Origin of the sequence: Peribacillus tepidiphilus (assembly GCF_009466385.1) — a bacterium.
Taxonomy (GTDB): Bacteria; Bacillota; Bacilli; order Bacillales; family DSM-1321; genus Bacillus_BN; species Bacillus_BN tepidiphilus.
The window spans coordinates 73168-91020 of the sequence record NZ_WIAQ01000015.1; the positions used below are offsets into that span (position 1 = coordinate 73168).

17 protein-coding genes and 2 riboswitches are annotated in these 17853 nt (G+C 38.3%); of the genes, 13 read left to right on the forward strand and 4 right to left on the reverse strand.

What is annotated here, in order from left to right; genetic code table 11:
- The first annotated feature begins 1 nt into the window (after window position 1).
- A complete protein-coding gene (locus GD441_RS09725) occupies window positions 2–499 on the forward strand; it encodes a methylated-DNA--[protein]-cysteine S-methyltransferase (protein ID WP_225434192.1) in 498 nt (165 codons plus the stop codon).
- Between the two features lie 249 nt (window positions 500–748).
- A complete protein-coding gene (locus GD441_RS09730) occupies window positions 749–3127 on the forward strand; it encodes a sensor domain-containing diguanylate cyclase (protein ID WP_153126148.1) in 2379 nt (792 codons plus the stop codon).
- 93 nt (window positions 3128–3220) lie between these two features.
- On the opposite strand, the gene mtnA is transcribed toward GD441_RS09730, so the two are convergent.
- The 3 genes from mtnA to GD441_RS09745 form a co-directional block, all read right to left on the reverse strand.
- Window positions 3221–4267 carry an S-methyl-5-thioribose-1-phosphate isomerase gene (gene mtnA, locus GD441_RS09735; protein ID WP_153126151.1) on the reverse strand — a complete coding sequence of 349 codons (1047 nt, stop codon included), beginning with the start codon at window positions 4265–4267 and terminating at the stop codon, window positions 3221–3223.
- Between the two features lie 13 nt (window positions 4268–4280).
- A complete protein-coding gene (gene mtnK, locus GD441_RS09740; RefSeq protein ID WP_153126153.1) occupies window positions 4281–5483 on the reverse strand; it encodes an S-methyl-5-thioribose kinase in 1203 nt (400 codons plus the stop codon).
- 96 nt (window positions 5484–5579) lie between these two features.
- Window positions 5580–5732, reverse strand: a riboswitch (SAM riboswitch).
- Window positions 5733–5815: 83 nt separating this feature from the next.
- Window positions 5816–6604 carry a carbon-nitrogen family hydrolase gene (locus GD441_RS09745; RefSeq protein ID WP_153126154.1) on the reverse strand — a complete coding sequence of 263 codons (789 nt, stop codon included), beginning with the start codon at window positions 6602–6604 and terminating at the stop codon, window positions 5816–5818.
- A gap of 96 nt (window positions 6605–6700) precedes the next feature.
- Between GD441_RS09745 and GD441_RS09750 the strand changes: the two genes are divergently transcribed.
- From GD441_RS09750 to GD441_RS09780, 7 genes are all read left to right on the forward strand, one after another.
- The gene (locus tag GD441_RS09750; protein ID WP_153126156.1) at window positions 6701–7873 is read left to right on the forward strand and encodes a pyridoxal phosphate-dependent aminotransferase; all 1173 of its coding nucleotides are present in this window, start codon (window positions 6701–6703) and stop codon (window positions 7871–7873) included.
- An 85-nt stretch (window positions 7874–7958) separates the two neighbouring features.
- Window positions 7959–8109, forward strand: a riboswitch (SAM riboswitch).
- 72 nt (window positions 8110–8181) lie between these two features.
- On the forward strand, window positions 8182–9426 hold the full coding sequence (mtnW, locus tag GD441_RS09755) for a 2,3-diketo-5-methylthiopentyl-1-phosphate enolase (RefSeq protein WP_153126158.1): 1245 nt from the start codon (window positions 8182–8184) through the stop codon (window positions 9424–9426).
- Window positions 9423–10082, forward strand: a complete 660-nt coding sequence (locus GD441_RS09760; protein WP_153126160.1) for a 2-hydroxy-3-keto-5-methylthiopentenyl-1-phosphate phosphatase — start codon at window positions 9423–9425, stop codon at window positions 10080–10082. Before mtnW ends, GD441_RS09760 begins: the two co-directional genes overlap by 4 nt.
- Complete coding sequence (locus GD441_RS09765; protein WP_153126162.1) at window positions 10079–10720, forward strand: methylthioribulose 1-phosphate dehydratase; 642 nt, start codon at window positions 10079–10081, stop codon at window positions 10718–10720. Before GD441_RS09760 ends, GD441_RS09765 begins: the two co-directional genes overlap by 4 nt.
- A gap of 14 nt (window positions 10721–10734) precedes the next feature.
- A complete protein-coding gene (locus GD441_RS09770; protein ID WP_153126165.1) occupies window positions 10735–11268 on the forward strand; it encodes a cupin domain-containing protein in 534 nt (177 codons plus the stop codon).
- A gap of 268 nt (window positions 11269–11536) precedes the next feature.
- Window positions 11537–11785 carry an aspartyl-phosphate phosphatase Spo0E family protein gene (locus tag GD441_RS09775; RefSeq protein WP_153126167.1) on the forward strand — a complete coding sequence of 83 codons (249 nt, stop codon included), beginning with the start codon at window positions 11537–11539 and terminating at the stop codon, window positions 11783–11785.
- Between the two features lie 75 nt (window positions 11786–11860).
- Entirely contained in the window at window positions 11861–12403 is a 543-nt protein-coding gene (locus GD441_RS09780) for a PilZ domain-containing protein (RefSeq protein ID WP_153126169.1), read from the forward strand.
- Between the two features lie 56 nt (window positions 12404–12459).
- On the opposite strand, the gene GD441_RS09785 is transcribed toward GD441_RS09780, so the two are convergent.
- Window positions 12460–13625 (reverse strand): IS3 family transposase gene (locus GD441_RS09785; protein ID WP_153126171.1). Its coding sequence is split into 2 segments (ribosomal slippage): window positions 12460–13349 and window positions 13349–13625, totalling 1167 coding nucleotides; the frame shifts between segments, so codons are not numbered across the junction.
- A 760-nt stretch (window positions 13626–14385) separates the two neighbouring features.
- Between GD441_RS09785 and GD441_RS09790 the strand changes: the two genes are divergently transcribed.
- From GD441_RS09790 to GD441_RS09805, 4 genes are read left to right on the forward strand one after another with little or no spacing between them, the layout of a single operon-like run.
- Window positions 14386–15210 (forward strand): electron transfer flavoprotein subunit beta/FixA family protein, encoded by an 825-nt coding sequence (locus tag GD441_RS09790; protein WP_153126173.1) that lies wholly within the window; start codon window positions 14386–14388, stop codon window positions 15208–15210.
- Window positions 15211–15238: 28 nt separating this feature from the next.
- Window positions 15239–16276, forward strand: a complete 1038-nt coding sequence (locus GD441_RS09795) for an electron transfer flavoprotein subunit alpha/FixB family protein (protein WP_153126175.1) — start codon at window positions 15239–15241, stop codon at window positions 16274–16276.
- Window positions 16260–17555: an FAD-dependent oxidoreductase gene (locus GD441_RS09800; RefSeq protein WP_153126177.1), complete on the forward strand. Its 1296-nt coding sequence runs from the start codon at window positions 16260–16262 to the stop codon at window positions 17553–17555. Before GD441_RS09795 ends, GD441_RS09800 begins: the two co-directional genes overlap by 17 nt.
- Window positions 17555–17839, forward strand: coding sequence for a ferredoxin family protein (locus GD441_RS09805; RefSeq protein WP_153126179.1), 285 nt, complete (start codon window positions 17555–17557; stop codon window positions 17837–17839). The genes GD441_RS09800 and GD441_RS09805 overlap by 1 nt, the downstream gene beginning before the upstream one ends.
- The last annotated feature ends 14 nt before the right edge of the window (window positions 17840–17853 follow it).

Consider the following 17853-nt stretch of genomic DNA (forward strand, 5'->3'; position numbering starts at 1 on the left):
GTTGAAAAAAAGCATATATGTTTCAATCTTATGTCATCCTTTGGCCAATCAGATTTGGCTTGCTGCAGATGAAGAAAAATTGATGGGGATATTTTTTGAAGAAGTGGATCTAGTCCGTTTTTTAAAAGGTTATAACCTGATATCAAAAGAAGATCATCATATATTAACAATGGCTAAAAAAGAACTTACAGCTTATTTTAACGGTGAATTAATGGAATTTACGACTCCTCTTCATATTACAGGGACGCCTTTTCAATTAAGTGTATGGGAAGCCATGATGGAGATTCCTTACGGAGAAACAAGAACGTATAGCGAAATTGCCGCCCAAATCAATCGCCCTCTAGCTGTTAGGGCAGTCGGACAAGCCAGCAGGGCCAATAAGTTCCCTTTCATTATTCCTTGTCATAGAATTATAGGGAAATCAGGCAGTTTAACTGGCTACGCTGGAACTAAAACATCAATAAAAAGCAGGCTGCTTCAATTAGAAGGTGCCTTATAAAACAAACTACCCGCCTAATTCGCGGGTTTTTTCAGTATACAGTGCCTAAAATCTAAAAGGGAATACATGTAGGTTATTGTTAGAAAAAAACAGATTAATCATAAACTACGAATAAAAACACTATTTTGAACTTATTTATATAAAAAAGATGGATTATTATCCTAGACATTTTATAATAGGTATAAAGAATGATATTTACGAAAAAATATCCAACTTTTAAAATATTGTAATAAGAAAGGGGGGAGCTCCTTGTTTTTATGGTTTATCAAAACATTTAAATTGAAGACTTTTAAAAAACAATTGAGGTTCTGGACTTCATTGTTTTTAATTTGTGTCATAATCTTTAGTATCATTCCATTGTTTTTTTATGAAAAAAGCTATCGTGAAAATCAGGCTGAACAAGATCTTAACCAAATTATGCAATTGCAGAAAAAGGCTATTGATTCTTGGATTGAGGAACAATCCATAAAGCTTCGTATAATGGCTGACACAATGGACATCGAAGGAAAAAGCAATCAAGAAATTCAAGGAGCTCTTGAAAGGTTTTCCGCTTATACCCCGGATTTTTATTCCCTTGCCTATGCAGACGAGGAAGGAATTATTCGAGCGGATACGAATGGTCTAATGGGTCTTAACATTTCGAATCGTCCATATTTTTATTCTGCTTCTAGAGAATTGGATGACGTTATGGAAATTTTCAATGCTCATGATCATAAGAAGTCGATCGTAGTGTTCTCATCGCCACTCAAAAAAGGGGGACTTCTATTAGGCGCTGTCGAAATGACGATTCTTGATGAAACCATAAATGATTTTCATTTATCCCATGGAATGAAAACATATATCGTAAATATGGATGGATATTTGCTGACGAATGTTTCTACTCGAATAGGGAAAGGCAGCTTTATAGGAGATCAACTAAAAGAAAAAATATCTGAAAATTCTAATTCGTCTAAAGGTTTAATAGAAGACAATGAAAAAAATGCTTACATAACCTACAAAACTCTCGAAAAGGTACCTTGGATGATCATTGGTGAAATTGATAAAGGTAAGATTTTGGCTCCATTTTATCATTCTGCAGGGATTATTATTATTTCGTCATTGGTTGTTCTCGCTTTCGGATTTTTTGCAACGTTCCGATTGGCGACAAATTTTGAACGTCCTATTAAAAAATTGTTGCATGCAGCAAAGGTATTAAAAAACGAGATGCAACTAATCCGTATTTCCAATGAAGAAGTCGCTTCAAGTTCAAGTGAAATAGAAGAGCTTTGCGATGTATTTAATGAAATGTCCGAAAAGGTCTACGATACTGTAAAACTTCTAGAAAAAAATGAAGAAAGATTTTTAGATGTTGTCAATTCTCTACAAGAGATCATTTTCGTTACGGATATGGATGGGAAGTGGGAGTTTCTAAATCAAGCTTGGGAGGATCTAACCGGCTATAAGGTGAAAGAGACTATTGGAAAGCCTTATTTTAATTATATTTACAAAGAAGATTTGACAACCAATAAATTAGTTTTATCCCAACTACTTAAGGGTGAAAATGAAACGATCCGCTACAAAATGCGGTATTTAACTTCTGCTAAAGAGAAACGTTGGGTAGAGGTATTTGTAAAATTAATACGAAATGAAGAAGGAAAACCGATTGGTACGAGAGGAAAGCTAATTGATATCACAGATACGCTAAAATCTCAAAGAAGATTGGAAGAAACTACAAGCAGACTTACAGCATTAATCGAAAACCTGCAATCTGCTCTCCTAGCTAAAGACGAAGCTGGGCTGGTAACACATGTAAATATTCAATTCTGTGAAATGTTCCATATTAATAAGAAGCCGGAGGAATTAGTGGGGGAAAGGTTTTCGATCGTTCTTAGTAAATATGTGATGCCATTCATTTCTAGAATGCAAAATTTTAAAGCTCTTTCATCTCCATTAAAAGAAGTAATAGAGTATGAGTTAAAGCTTATAGATGACCGATATATCGATATCACTAATGTTCCAATCAAAGGTAAAACAGGTTTTCATGGAAGATTATTTTTGTGTAAGGATATTACAGTAAAAAGAAATGCTCAGCTTCAACTGGAGGAAGCGAATCGGAAGTTAAAGGAAATTTCTATTAAGGATAGCTTAACATCTATTCCAAATCGCCGTTACTTCAATGAAATGCTAGAAAAGGAATGGAAAAGAGCGATTAGGGTTGGGCAGGAATTATCGCTTTTAATGGTCGATATCGATTTTTTCAAACAATACAATGATTTCTATGGACATGTAAAGGGTGATCAATGTTTGAAAAAAGTAGCGGAAATACTTACGTTAACCGTTAAGCGACCTGGCGATATAGTGGCAAGGTTTGGGGGAGAGGAATTTATTATTTTACTGCCTGAAACGAATCAAAAAGGTGCAAAAAAAGTGGCTTCAGAGTTAAGGAAAGCCATTATGGACTTAAAGATTGAACATGAATCTTCTCCTATATCACAGTATGTGACAGTCAGTATTGGGGCTGCCACCAAATGGCCTACTGTACATTCTGATCCCTCTGAGCTTATAGAAGAAGCTGACAAGGCACTCTACTATGCAAAGGATAACGGAAGAGATCAGATAGGTATTAGAGGATGCTCAAGTTACGAATAAACAACGTTTTCAATCATTCTGATTGTTCTTGGAATAACTTTTTTAGGGCTTCCCTCGTCGGGGAAGCCCTTTTCTAATCTTTTTCCAATATCTTTACTTGAGGTATTTTGGAATATGTTCGGAATAATCCGGATGTATAATTCCGTTTTCCGTAATGAATGCCGTAATGAGCTCTGATGGAGTTACATCAAATGCCGGATTATAAACTTTTGTTCCTTCAGGTGCAATCCGTTGACCGTTCAGATGTGTAACTTCTTCAGGGCTGCGTTCTTCAATTGGTATTTCATTTCCATTTTGCATTGTTACATCAAAGGTGCTGGTTGGGGCGCATACATAAAAAGGAATGTCGAAATGCTTCGCTAAAATAGCTAAACCAAGAGTACCAATTTTATTAGCAGTATCACCGTTGGCAACTATGCGATCGGCACCTACGATTATAGCTGAAATGTTTTTTTCCTTGAGGGTTTGGGCTGCCATGTTATCCGTAATGATCGTAACATCCGTACCGCATTGCTGTAGTTCCCAAGCTGTTAAGCGAGCTCCTTGCAGGACAGGTCTTGTTTCACATGCGAAGGCTTTTAACACCATACCTTTTTCACTGGCAAGGTGAAAGGGGGCAAGAGCGGTACCGTATCTGGCTGTAGCTATGCCTCCAGCGTTGCATATTGTCATTAAAGTATCTCCGTTTTTAACAAGACTTAAAGCATACTCACCGATTTGACGGCAAACCTCTTCATCTTCCGTTTGAATCTTAATGGCTTCATGGATTAAGTTTGTTTTTGCTTCATTAACGGAAATCGCGTCTTTTAATGCTTTTTCCATCCGGTCAAGTGCCCAAAAGAGATTAACTGCAGTAGGTCGGGAGCCACGCAAATAGTGGGACTTGGCTTTTACCTTTAATTTAAATTCCTCCAATGATTCCCCATCAAGCTGCTGGGCGCTTAGAGCAAGCCCGTAAGCTGCTGCAATTCCGATGGCAGGAGCTCCGCGTACAGCAAGTGAGACAATGCTCTCGTACACCTCTTCGATTGAGTATAAGTCAATAAAATTTGTACTGTGAGGCAGCTTTCTCTGATCTAATATCGTAATATGGGATTCTTTCCATTCAATGGAACGAGGGAGAGTTGATTTTGAAACCAAATGAAACACTCCTTTATCTTGTTGCTTGATCTAATAAGTGATTGAGAGATTTCAGTACAGATTGCTGGTCGCCATGCTCCTCACGATTTTTTATAAGCATTTTCCCCACGGATAAAGTCATTTTTTTGCATTGAATTCTCTTGGATTCATCTTGAATTCCGTCAAGGTCCTTCACATGGGCAAGACCAATGGTTCGTCTGATGAGTTCACATCCAGCGAACCCAAGTGTATCCTGAAAAATTTTATTTAAAACGGATTGGAGATATCCGTGAGTATGCCGATAAGGATCCGTGTCGGAACAATTCCATAGTTCAGTAAAATGTATTTCGAAGGTCTCCCAGAACTCTTTCAAACTCGTTAAAATCTCAGCTCGTTTTTCCCCATTTCTAGTTATAGCTTGAAAAATAAGGTTTCCGAAATATTGGCCAGTATCAAATCCCATCGGTCCGTAAAAAGCAAATTCTGGATCGATGATTTTAGTTTCCAACGAACCTGCAAAAATGCTACCAGTATGTAAATCTCCATGAAGAAGAGCTTCCTGTTCGGTAAGAAAGGCTTTCTTCAATTTTGCAACTTCGAGTTTTAACTCATCGTCTTCCCACAGCTGTTGAACATCCTCAGATAACCGTTCCTCAAAATCATTCGTTTCACGATCGAAGAAAGGATCGGTAAAAACTAAATCCTCCGTAATTTTACATAGTTCTGGATTCACAAATTGTTTTGCTAGCTCTTTTTTCTTAGTCGGGTGTAAATAAAAATCGGATGTGAAGAAAAGAGTTTTCGCTAAGTATTCTCCAATATGTTTGGACAGAAGCGGGTAGCTTTCCCCTTTAATAAGCCCTGTTCTTGCGATCGTCAGATGGGACAAGTCTTCCATCACAGTAACAGCAAGCTGTTCATCAGAGTAATAGACTTCCGGAACAAGCTTTGGATTGTAGCTCTTGAATATTTTTAATGCATTCGCTTCAATAGTTGCCCTTTTTACTGTAAGAGGCCAGCTCTCGCCGACAACCTTTGCGTATGGCAATGCTTGTTTTACGATGATGCGTTTATTTGTTGAGGGATTTGTAATTTGAAAAACATAATTCAAGTTTCCGTCGCCAATCTCCCTAACGTTCAATTCCTCGTTTTGATCGAAAAGTCCTAGCTTACGGACAAGTTCCTTTGCTGTCTGTTCAGTTAAAGTTTGATAAGCTGATTGAGTAATTACTGCCATATTCCTTCCCCCCATGCTCATTTACTAACTAGAGTCCAAATTGGCATCAAAAAAGCCTCTTTCATAAGAAAGAGGCTTGAAGGATCGACTTCGCACCTCTTATCTTCCGGAATATTTCCGGTGGAATTAGCACCGTGCCTTAAGGATTTTTCATCCGGCGCAAAATTTAGCGCCCCATTTCACAATGGTATTACGGTCGGTTGCTGGGCTTCATCGGGCCATTTTCCCTCTGCCTGCTCTTGATAAGAGTTTGATTCATTCAGTTTTATTTACTTGATGAGAATCATAACAACTTTAAAAAGTTTTTGTCAATATTTTTTTGAAAATTTTCATTACAAATAGAATTCTGGTCTACGATCCTGAAAAATAGGGATTTGTTTTCTAATTTCAGGTGTTTTGTCAAAAGAAAGATCAGCGTAAAGGATGCTCTCATCTTCGCTGCTTTCTGCTAGTATATCCCCCCATGGATTAATGACCATAGAATGTCCAGCAAACGTGTTATGAGGATCACTGCCGGACCGGTTACATGCAACGACGAAAGCTTGATTTTCTATCGCTCTGCTAATGAGTAATGCTCGCCAATGGGCAAGACGTGGAAGTGGCCATTCAGCTACTACAAATAGAACTTCTGCACCCTTGGCGGTATGTGTTCTGATCCATTCAGGAAAGCGAATGTCATAGCAGATAAACCCTGCACAAGGAACCTGATCAAGTTGGAACAAGCCATCAGACTGGCCTGGCCTTAAAAATTTATGCTCATCCATCAGCTTGAAGAGATGGAGCTTGTCATACTGTTTTAGGAGATTTCCTCCCTTATCGATCACAAGAAGTGTGTTATACACTCCGTCTTTCTTTTGATTAGCAACGGATCCACCAATCAGATGGATTCTATGCTTTATTGCTTCTTTTCTCAAAAAATCAATGGATCTTTTTGCATTGGAATCTCCTATTTCTTCTAATCTCGTTAAATCGTATCCTGTTGTCCACAGTTCAGGTAATACTATAATCTCTGCACCTGAAGAAGCGGCTTCAGCGATTTTATCACTGGCTCTTAAAAAATTTTTTTCCGGATTACCAAATTCAATATCTAGTTGGATACATGCCACTTTCCATGGTTTCAAATTACTTCACCTCAAAAAAATAATCTTTACAAGTTGTCTATAACAATATAATATTTGTGACTAGATTTTCAAGAAATTTCAGAGTAGGTGAAAAGAATGGTCGATTTTGAACAATCGAAGTTATTGCAAAAACTACCGAAGCAATTCTTTGCCAATCTAGTCCAAAAGGTTGCAGCCATTACAGCACAGGGCCATGATGTAATCAACTTGGGACAAGGCAATCCGGATCAACCAACGCCGGAGCATATTGTGAAAAGACTTCAAGAAGCTAGTGAAAATCCCATTAACCATAAATATTCTCCGTTCAGGGGCTATTCTTATTTGAAGAAGGCGGCAGCAGAGTTTTATAAACGAGAGTATGGAGTTGAGTTAGACCCTGAAAAGGAAGTAGCTGTCTTGTTTGGAGGCAAAGCAGGGTTAGTTGAAATTCCCCAATGTCTATTGAATCCTGGGGATATTGCATTGGTGCCGGATCCTGGTTATCCCGATTATTGGTCTGGAATGGCTCTCGCACAAGCAAAAATGGAGTTTATGCCTTTATTGGAAGAAAATGAATTTTTACCAGATTATAAATCTATTTCCCCTGAAATTTTAGAATCAGCGAAGCTCTTATTTTTGAATTATCCTAATAATCCTACAGGTGCCATAGCGACAGAGGATTTCTTTAGGGAAACAGTTGATCTAGCTAAAAAGCATCGCTTTTGCGTAGTCCATGATTTTGCATACGGTGCCATCGGATTTGACGGGAATAAGCCTCTTAGCTTCCTGCAAATAGAGGGAGCTAAGGATATTGGTATAGAAGTTTATACACTTTCTAAAACGTATAACATGGCTGGTTGGCGGGTAGGATTTGCAGTGGGAAACGAGAGCGTCATTTCAGCTATTGAGCTTTTGCAGGATCATCTTTATGTTAGTTTATTTCCTGCTATCCAGGAAGCTGCAGAAGAAGCATTGCTTGGTTCTCAGGAATGTGTTCATAATCTTGTGAAAAAGTATGAATCAAGAAGAGAAGTACTCATTAATGGGTTAAGAAAAATCGGCTGGGAAGTGGAATTTCCAAAAGGGTCTTTCTTTGCCTGGCTAAAGGTCCCTAAGGGATTCACTTCTGAGGAGTTTTCCAATTACTTGCTTGAACACGCTCATGTCGCTGTAGCTCCGGGAATTGGCTTTGGAAAATATGGTGAAGGCTACGTTCGGGCAGGATTGCTGACGGATGAAGACAAGATGCTTGAAGCTGTCAGAAGAATACAAGCATTGGGGATTTTCTAAAAAAATATTGACAGTATAAATGAATAGTGTCATAATCCAAATAAATTTGAAATTTTTCTTAAATTCAAAATCATATCGTTTTGTTTTCTTATCAAGAGCAGGTGGAGGGAATTAGCCCGATGAAGCCCGGCAACCGACCGTAATACCATTGTGAAATGGGGCGCTAAATTTTGCGCCGGATGAAGAATCCGTAAGGCACGGTGCTAAATCTAACAGCAGTCGCTGAAAGATGAGAAGATTGTCAGACTCTTATGGCCTCTTCTCATGGAAGAGGCCTTTTATATTCCATACTCCACAGGAGGTAAAGCATGAGCGAAGTTTGGGCTACCTATCAGATTTACGATCAGAACGATCAACCTGAAAAGAAAGCCGAAGGAATTGCCCTCGGATTAACCGTTGGGACTTGGACAGATTTGCCTCAGCTTGAAAAAGAACAATTGCAGAAGCATAAAGGGCTTGTTATGTCCGTTTCTGAAGCTAAAGAGGATGAGGCAGTTTCTAAATTTTTAGGAAAAAAAGTACGAAAATCAATCGTAACGATTGCTTACCCAGCTGCGAACTTTTCTACGGACTTACCCGCTATATTGACAACTGTCTTCGGAAAGCTCTCACTTGATGGTGAAATTAAATTACTAGACTTAGAACTAAAAGGACAAATTCGTTATGCCTTTCCAGGTCCTAAATTTGGTATAGATGGTATCCGCTCTATCTTAGATGTCCATGATCGTCCGCTTGTAATGAGTATATTTAAAGGTGTCCTTGGCCGCGATTTGAACTACCTCAAAAATCAGCTCAAAGATCAGGCACGTGGAGGAGTAGATTTGGTCAAGGATGATGAAATTCTTTTCGATCAGGACCTAACTCCATTTGAAAAGAGGATCATCGCAGGTAAGGAAGTTCTTCGCGAGGTGTATGAAGAAACCGGGCAAAGAACTCTTTATGCCGTAAATTTAACAGGTAAAACCTATCAATTGATTGACCGAGCTAAAAGGGCAGCAGAGCTTGGGGCAGACGCTTTATTATTCAATGTTTTTACCTATGGGTTAGATGTCTTGCAAGCATTACGAGAAGAAAATCTTAATTTGCCGATTATGGCACATCCATCATTCAGTGGCAGTATAGCTTCTTCAAAACTGTATGGTTTATCTTATCCATTGCTGCTTGGAAAGTTAGTAAGGATTACAGGCGCGGACTTGTCGTTGTTCCCATCTCCATATGGTAGTGTAGCAATTCCAAGAGAAGATGCCCTCGGAATCGCAACAGCTTTAACTGCAGAAGAAGGTGAATGGAAAAAGTCTTTTCCAGTTCCATCTGCTGGAATTCATCCTGGATTGGTTCCGCAGTTAATAAAGGATTTTGGAATCGATAGCGTGATTAATGCTGGTGGAGGTGTTCATGGTCACCCGGACGGAGCTGCTGCCGGAGGTCGTGCTTTCAGACAGGCGGTCGATACAGTCCTTAAAGGGAAAACCTTATCAGAGGGTATAAAGGAGTATTCAGAATTGAGAACAGCAATAGAGGTTTGGGGAGGTGAACCCATCGGGGTGAAATGAAACCGGTAATTTTTTGTGACTTTGATGGGACCATTACAAAAAATGATAATATCGTCAGCATCATGAAGCAATTTGAAAAAGAGCAAACCGAGACGATTATTCAAGACGTATTAGATAAAAAAATCTCCATTCAAGAGGGTGTAGGAAAAATGTTTTCCCTTCTTGATAGCCAAAAAAAAGACGAGATCATTCAATATTTAGAAGCAAATGCAGAAATAAGGGAAGGCTTCGATGACTTCATTTCATACGTTAAAGAGGAAAACATCCCTTTTTATGTTGTAAGTGGAGGCATTGACTTTTTTGTGGAGCCTTTACTAGAAGGCTTAGTTGAAAAAGAAGCGATCTTTTGCAACAGTGCTAGCTTCCAAAATAATCATATTGAAATTTTGTGGCCGCATTCCTGTGATGATCTTTGTCAAAATGGCTGTGGCTGTTGTAAGCCATCTGTGATGAGAAAGCTTGCAACCAATGAAACGTTCAAAATTGTCATTGGAGATTCTATAACGGACTTAGAAGCCGCCAAAATGGCAGATTTCGTTTTAGCAAGAGATTATCTTGTAAAGAAATGTGAGGAAGAAGGAATTCCTTATAAATCATTTGAGACATTTTATGATTGCCTGAGTATTTTAAAGGAAGAGCTGGAGGTGAGGACATGAGTGCAATTGTGGAAAGATGGCATGAGCTAACTGAAATGAAAGAAGAATTGGCAGGGAGAGATTGGTTTTTTGGAACGAGTGGTAATCTTTCAATTAAAGTGTCAGCGGATCCTCTTACTTTCTTAATTACAGCAAGCGGGAAGGATAAAAGAAAAACAACAAATGAAGACTTCCTCCTTATAGATCAAGAAGGAAACCCTGTTGAAAAGACCCATCTAAAGCCTTCTGCAGAAACTCTCTTACATACAGTCCTTTACAATCAAACGGATGCGGGCTGCTGCCTCCATGTGCATACGGTTGATAACAATGTCATCTCTGAACTATATGGTGATGAAGGAAAGATTGTATTTAAAAAGCAGGAGCTTATTAAAGCTATTGGAAAATGGGAGGAAGATGCGGAACTGATCATACCAATTATACACAACCATGCCCATATTCCTTCTTTAGCTGAAGAATTTAGCCGTCATGTACACGAAGATTACGGTGCTGTTTTAATTCGCAATCATGGTATTACAGTCTGGGGTAGAAATGGATTCGAAGCGAAGAAAATTCTAGAAGCATGTGAATTTTTGTTTTCATATCAAGTGAAATTACTGCAACTCCAAGCAGCAAAAAATAGCAAATTATCAATTTATTAAAGGGGGAAACGAAAATGGCTTATATTACTTTTCATGAAAGCGATAGAGTTTTGAAGGATGAAATAGAGGTGGAGAGTTTTTTAAATGACCTGGGAGTGATCTATGAAAAATGGGATGTTACAAAGCTTCCGGATTCATTGAAAGAAAAATATATTTTGTCAGATGAAGAAAAAGAAGCCATCCTTCAAACATTTGAGCAAGAAATTGCAGATCTTTCTGATAGAAGGGGCTACAAAGCACAGGATGTCGTGGCACTTTCTGATCATACCCCAAATTTAGATCAACTCCTTGAAAATTTTAAAAAGGAACACCACCATACGGATGATGAAGTTCGCTTCATCGTAAGTGGTCACGGCTTATTTGCGATTGAAGGAGAAAACGGACAATGGTTTGACGTACATTTAAGTCCTGGAGATTTAATATCAGTGCCAGAAAACGTTAGACACTATTTCTTATTAGAAGAAGATAGAAGAGTAGTAGCCGTCCGAATTTTTGTCACAACAGAAGGCTGGGTACCAATTTATGAGAAGGAAGAAGCAAAAGCATAAGTGTTTAAGATTAAGAACCTTTGCGGGGTATTATGCTCTGCAAAGGTTTTTTTTTGATCCTGTTTTTTTGGTTTACTATAGAAGGGTGCTAAAGGTCAAACTGAGATTTTAATGAATTATGGGGATTTTTGTCGAAAATGCAGGCTAAAACGTACAAAAATTGGCTAATATTATATTGTTTTGTCTATATTTGCGAAACTATTTACAGATAAAGAAAAATTTGTAATAATCCAAAAGTAAAAATTTTGTTGAGGGGAAGAAAGGGCAAATGATTGAGAAAACACTAGAGTTGCTATCCAATGAAATTCATATGAAAAGACAAGAAATGATGAGCCATGCAAACAAATATGGATTAACCAATGACAAAACCATTTTATTCAGTCAGGAATTGGACAAGCTAATTAATGAATATCAGCAGATCAAAAGGAGTAGCAAACATGGAATTGGGATTAAAATAAATTTTAAAAAAATGTCTTTTATATTAAATCACACTGTATCCAATTTGAAAGTGCAATAAATTTTATTGTATGCGGCCTAATTTAGGGTAAATCTGGTATAATCGGGTCAGATTGGTTTAAGGGCTGGGTAAACAATGGATGAAATTTCTATCATTTTAGATGACCAAGTGATCGCTGCTGCTCTCTTTTTTATCGAGGGTGAGCTAATGAATGTAATTGTAAAAGATCCAGAATTATTTGAAGTGGGACAAACCATCTATTTTGCTGTCGATGAGATGCGTATTCAAGGAAAGTTAATTAAAAAACAAGGATTTAATCTATATGTATTTGTTTCATGGACGGAAGCTCAATTGAGTAACAGAAGAAGAAAAGCAGCACGAAGCCCTTTGAATACAGAAGGAACGATTTTATATAATAATAGTGAAATACAGGTTAGGGTTTTGGATGTTAGCATTAAAGGGATCGCCTTTCAGACGGAGCTACCTTTGAATCAGTCATTACAATATCCTATTCATTTTTATGTACAAGATACACTTTTACATGCTGTTATAAAGATTCAAAACGAAGTGCAGCAGAACGGGAAAAAAAGATATGGTTGCACGATTATATCTATATCAGAAGAATGTTTGTATCATTTGAGAAGATTTATATTAATGGATCAACTGAACAAATTATAGAAAACACCCGGATTGAAGGTGGACTGACCCACCTATTTGAGACACAGAAAAAACACCTATGCTGCCTGTTTCCTGAACTCAATAGGAGACAGGTAGTTTAATTTGGCCTGAATTCGAATTTGATTATAATAATAGATGTAATTCTGAACCATTTGTTTTACAATAGAGTTAGTGAGATTTTGTTTTTCTTGTGAATAGAATGTTTCAGCCTTTAATGAAGAATGAAACGATTCTATTACGGCATTATCATGGCAGTTTCCTTTGCGGGACATGCTCGTGGTAATGCCTTTTTCTTTGGCTAAATGTTGAAAAGCATAAGACGTATAGACCGCCCCTTGATCGCTATGGAGTAACACTTGTTTTGGTTGTCGCTCTTTTACGGCCATTTCTAGTGTCTTTAACACTAGCTGAACATCCTGTCGGTCGCTGATTTGATAGACAATAATCTCATTATTGTATAAATCCATAATGGTTGACAAGTAAAGTATCGAAGTACCAAACGTCAAATAAGTGATATCCGTTACCCACTTTTCATTTGGTTGAGAAGCCGTAAAATCACGGTTTAAACGATTAGGTACGATGATTTTACTTTCTCCATTGATCCAGTTTTGACGTTTTTTCTTCACACGGCATTGAAGATTCCGTTTTTGCATGATTTTTTGTACGGTTTTGCGATTCAACTTGATTCCATATTTAAGCCGTAGGACTTCTCTTACCTTGCGATGACCATAACGATAATGATTCTTTACACAAATTTCTTGAATCAACCGTTCTAACTCTGATTCCATGATGAACTCTTCCCATTTCTTTTCCCATCGATAATATGTCGATCTTGGAATTCCTAAACAAGAACAGATAAGGGTAACAGGATATCTGTCTTTTAACTCTCTTACAACTTGGACCACTACTTCTGGCACCATCTCCTCTCGAGTTCCTTGTACTTTTTTAAGATTTCCAATTGTGCTTCTAGCTGACGATTTTGCATTTTGAGCTGTTCCATTTCATTTAATTCCTGTGCCCCTTTCCCCCATACATATTGCTTCCCTACAGGCTGAGAAAACCGATGAGTTTCGCCATTTTTATACCATCTCATCCATGTCTTGATCTGCGTCTTATTTTTAATCCCTAACGTCTCCATAATTTCTCGGTTGGTATACCCTGCTTGTTTCATCTCGATAGCTTTCCACTTGATCTCCTCTGGATAATGAACTCTTGTCCCCATAAGACAAACACCTCCACAAATCGAAGTAAGTTATACATTCGATTCAGGAGGTGTTTTTTCCTTGTCCCATTTTACTGGGTCACTTCAAAGGCTTAATTATTCTGTTCCGGGTGTTTTGTTTTCATTTTACTACATCCCCAATAGAAGGAATTCTGGTGGGGTTTGGCAGTCCAATTGCAAAAGCGATTAAATTTCCAGCCTTCCTCTGCAGAAGAAGCATAGCTTACATCAACAGATAATCCTTCTGGGATTTGTAAAGTGTTATGGCAGATAGGATAAGCAAAGCTTTTTCATCAAACTGAATGCCTTAAGCTGTGATTTTTATCATTGAATTATTCGGAATATTTAATATAGTATAATTAATGTTTTTATTACACAACTTCCTAAGATCCTTCACACAATTCCATCATCTTTGATCACACAAACGATCAGCTTCTTTGAAAAGCCTATTTTTCATTATTCCATCTTTTTTTGTGTCAATTGTTCCTGTTTATTTTTGGTAAAGGAAATATGTATGTTTATTTGTGAAATACGCTACAAAGTTTTTACTCCTTTTTTGGAATATGAAGCTTTTAACGATTTAACTAAGCAATGAATAGAGCTTCTAACCTAATGATCATAGTTTAAAACATTTCTTCAAGAGTTGGTATATAACTTTTTCAGCTTACATATAAAACATAATAATAACCTTTGTATAGGGTTTCACATGCTGATGTTATCATCGGCAGATTATATAAAAAGATAGGAGTGAGCATTGTTCATGCACATAGTGGTATGCGTTAAGCAAGTGCCTGATACAAAAATCATCAAAATCAACCCAAAAACTAACACACTGGATCGAAGAAGCGCACCTGCCATTCTTAATCCATATGATGCTCACGCCGTTCAAGAGGCGGCAAAGCTCAAAGGTATGCTTGGTGGAGAAATATCTGTTCTATCGATGGGACCACCTCAAGCAGTTGAAATCATTAAGAAAAGTGTAGAGATTGGTGCCGACAAAGGGTATTTAATTTCTGACAGGGCTTTTGCTGGTGCTGACACACTAGCCACAAGCTATGCGCTTTCAAAGGCACTTGAAAAGATTTCAAGTGAAAAGCCTATTGATTTGATCATCTGTGGCAAGCATGCCATTGATGGCGACACAGGTCAAGTAGGCCCTGGTATTGCTAGAAGATTAGATATCCCACCTGTTACAAATGTAATCGAAGTGGTTGAGGTCAATCAGGCTGAAAAAACCATCTTATTAAAAAGAAAGTTATCGAATGGATATGAGTTAATTCAAGCAAATATGCCATGTTTATTGACAGTTGAAAAAGAAATCAATGAAATTGAATATTCACCGCTGCCAAACATGATTAAAGCAGCCAGGTATTCACCTGTTGTCTGGAGTGTCAGCAATTTGGATCATGTGGACAAACTTCAACTTGGTTTAAAGGGGTCTCCAACGATTGTAGGAAAGATGTTTTCTCCACCAAAGCCAGAAGGTGGGAAGAAGCTGGAGGGCACTCCGGAAAAACAAGTCGAACAAATAATTGAAATATTAATGGAAAGAAAAGAGCTGTTTGACACGAAAATAAACGTCTAATCGCTTCATGATTTTAGGGGGGTAAAGAATGTTAGAGGAACATAAAGGTGTCTGGGTGTTTATCGAGCAAAATGAAGGTGCAATTGCAGGAGTGTCTCTTGAATTACTTGGAGCAGGGAGAAAGCTTGCTGATAAGCTTGAAGCACCACTTGCAGGCGTTTTGTTAGGATCCAATGTAAAAAATCTTGCTAAGGAAGTTATTTATTACGGAGCAGACGAGGTATATGTAATCGATCATCCTGTATTGGAAAACTATAGAACTGAATCGTACATGAAGGGCGTTAACGAATTATCAAAGAAATATAAGCCTGAAATCTTTTTGTATGGAGCGACTCCAAACGGGAAAGATCTTGCCAGTGCTGTAGCTACCGATTTAAGTACCGGTTTAACTGCCGATACAACAATGCTTGATGTGGATGTAGAGAATAGGCTGCTAGAAGCCAGTAGACCGGCTTTTGGTGGAAATATCATGGCGACCATCCTATGTAAAAAACATCGACCACAAATGGCTACCGTGAGACCGAAAGTGATGAAAGCCCTAAAAAGAGATGAGAGTAGACAAGGGAAGATTATAGAGGAAAGCATCGAACTGAAAGAAGAGGATATGAGAACAAAAGTTTTAAAGATTGTTAAGGATACATCAAAAGTAAGCAATCTTGCAGATGCTCATATTGTCGTTTGCGGCGGTAAAGGTATGGGAGATGCAAAAGGGTTTGAATTAATTCATGAGCTGGCTCAGGTGCTTGGTGCAAGCGTTGGGGGAACTCGTGATGTTATTGAAGCTGGTTGGTTGCCTCATGAGCTGCAAATCGGCCAGACAGGTGAAACTGTAACTCCCAAGATATACTTTGCCATTGGTCTTTCCGGTGCGATTCAACACGTTGTAGGTATGAAAAACTCCGAAGTGATTATTGCGATCAACAAAAATCCTGATGCTCCAATTTTTGATGTTGCCACTTATGGGATTGTTGGCGATGCACATGAAATTCTGCCCATCTTAATTGAGCAATTCAAAAATGCTTTAAGCACGAAAGGAGGAGAAGTCAGCTATGCCGGAAAAATTTGATGTAATTGTCGTAGGGGCGGGTCCCGCGGGTACATCCTGCGCTTATACATGTGCAAAAGCAGGATTAAAGGTGTTGCAAATCGAAAGGGGAGAATACCCAGGTAGTAAGAACGTGATGGGTGGGGTTCTCTATCGTAAGCAAATGGAAGAAATCATTCCAGAATTTTGGAAGGAAGCTCCGCTTGAGCGCCCTGTTATTGAACAGCGTATTTGGATGATGGACCAGGAATCCGTTGTTACGTTTGGATATAAAGGATTGGAATGGGGTCAGGAGCCCTACAACAACTTTACTGTTTTAAGGGCCAAATTTGACCAATGGTTCGCACAAAAGGGTGTAGAGGAAGGCGTACTATTAATTAATGAAACGGTTGTAAAAGAGTGTATTGTTGATAATGGTAAAGTAGTTGGGGTACGTACAGACCGTCCGGATGGAGAGGTCTACGCTGATGTAGTCGTGTTGGCGGATGGAGTCAATTCTTTGCTGGGCAAGCAATTGGGCTTCCACAGGGAATTCAGGCCAGATGAAGTGGCTTTAACTGTCATGGAAGTTATTAATCTCCCAAAAGATAAGATTAATGACAGATTCAATTTAAGCGACAATCAAGGATGTACCATTGAAATATTTGGCGATGCCACAAAAGGGAATCTTGGTACGGCCTTTATTTATACGAATAAAGAAAGCATCAATATCGGAGTAGGAACAACTTTGTCCAGTATGATTAAGGCGAAATTAAAGCCTTATGAGCTATTAGACTACTTGAAGAATCATCCGATGGTTAAGCCTCTTCTCGAAGGAGGAGAGTCGGCTGAATATCTAGCTCATTTAATACCTGAAGGCGGCTACTATTCTGTCCCGAAAGTTGTTGGAAACGGTGTTGTGGTAGTAGGAGATGCTGCCCAACTTGTCAATGCCATCCATCGTGAAGGATCGAACATGGCAATGGCGTCTGGCAAAATGGCAGCAGAAACCATTATAGCAGCCAAAGAAAAAGGAGATTATAGCGAAGCTACTTTAAGTAAATATAAAGATGCCCTTTATAACAGCTTTATTATTAAAGACTTAATGAAGTATAAAGATGCTACGCATACGTTCGAAAACAATCCGCAATACTTTAAGGAGTATATTCCATTAATGAACCGCGCTGCAAGTAAGTTCTTTACGGTTGATGGCACACCAAAGAGAGAAAAACAAAAAGAGATTATAAAGTCTGTCACCTCAGAAAAAGGAACACTAGGCGTTTTGAAGGATGTTTATAAAGCTTGGAAGGCGGTGAAATAATGTCAACGAAGACAATTGAAGAAAAACAGTATTTGATCCGTTTTAAGGCAGATAAAAAATCGCATTTAATTGTTAAAAGTCATGAAATTTGTCTGACTCAATGTCCAGATAAAATTTGCACAATATTTTGTCCAGCTGAGGTTTACAAATGGGAAGGAAAGAGAATGCAGGTAGGATACGAAGGGTGTCACGAATGTGGAAGCTGCAGGATTGGGTGTCCGTATGAAAATATCCATTGGGAATATCCTGAAGGCGGGAAAGGTATTGTTTTTAGATTAGCATAAGCAAAAAAATCCTC